The 1,160-nt window shown below is 65.3% G+C and carries 1 pseudogene; it reads left to right on the forward strand.

The window, feature by feature from the left end:
• Positions 1–94: 94 nt before the first annotated feature.
• Positions 95–871, forward strand: a pseudogene (locus AB0L97_RS38665) (IS701 family transposase); the annotation flags it as partial.
• Positions 872–1,160: the final 289 nt, after the last annotated feature.

Consider the following 1,160-nt stretch of genomic DNA (forward strand, 5'->3'; position numbering starts at 1 on the left):
CACCCGCACGCACTCTCGAGCAACTACAAGCCCGTCTCACACATGCAACCCACCCCACAGATCAACTGCGACAGTAATTTACGGACAGGCCCCCGGGCGGACCGAGAATTGCCAGATCGGGGTGTTTCTGGCCTATGCGTCCGGGCGAGGTCACGCGCTGGTGGATCGGGAGTTGTACCTGCCGGAGTCCTGGACCGCCGATCGTGAGCGCTGCCGTAGTGCCGGGGTCCCGGACGAGGTCGAGTTCGCGACCAAGCCGCGGCTGGTGATGGCCATGCTCGAACGGGCGATCGCGGGCGGGGTCCCGTTTCGCTGGTTCACCGCCGACGAAGCCTACGGAGCGGTGAAGTATCTGCGGTTCTGGCTCGAACGCCACGACATAGCCCACGTGCTGGCCACCCGCCGCAACGACACCCTGGTCACTAGCGGATGGGGCCAGGCCCGCGCCGGCGAACTCGTCGCTGCGCTGCCGGCACGTTGCTGGCAGCGGATCTCGGCCGGTGCGGGTGTGCACGGACCTCGTGACTACGACTGGGCCAGAGTCCCGATCAGGGTGTTGTGGGCGCCCGGTCGCGGGCACTGGCTGCTGGCACGGCGCAGCGTCTCGGATCCGGCCCAGATCGCCTACTACGTCTGCTACGGGCCACGCCGGTCCACCATCGCGGATCTGGCCTGGATCGCCGGAACACGCTGGCGTATCGAGGAATGCTTCCAACAAGCCAAGAACGAGGCCGGACTCGACCACTACCAGGTCCGCAGCTGGCGCGCCTGGTACGCCCACATCACCTTGTCGATGCTCGTTCTGGCATGGCTCGCTGGCTCGAAAGCCCTTGCCGCAAAAGGGGAACCAGCGGCGACGGTCAAGACATGATCGCGCTTACGTTACCGCAGATCCGTCGCCTCACCATCAGCCTGGTCCTCGACACCATTCGCGACGCCGGTCGGGTATGGGCCTGGTCGAACTGGCGCCGCCGACGCCAGCACCAAGCCCGCTTATCCCACTACCGGCGACGAGGACATTCACTCACCTGAGTGCCGTTGCAGTATTAGTGCCAAGGCCGCGCGGTTAGCGGGTGGGCTGGGTTTGTCAACCGGCGTGGGATGGTGAGTTGGGACAGCGGAACTGCTGGTAAAGAGGTGTTGTCCGCCAAGACAATTCG

This window comes from Nocardia sp. NPDC051911 (genome assembly GCF_040681035.1).
Lineage (GTDB): Bacteria > Actinomycetota > Actinomycetes > Mycobacteriales > Mycobacteriaceae > Nocardia > Nocardia sichangensis.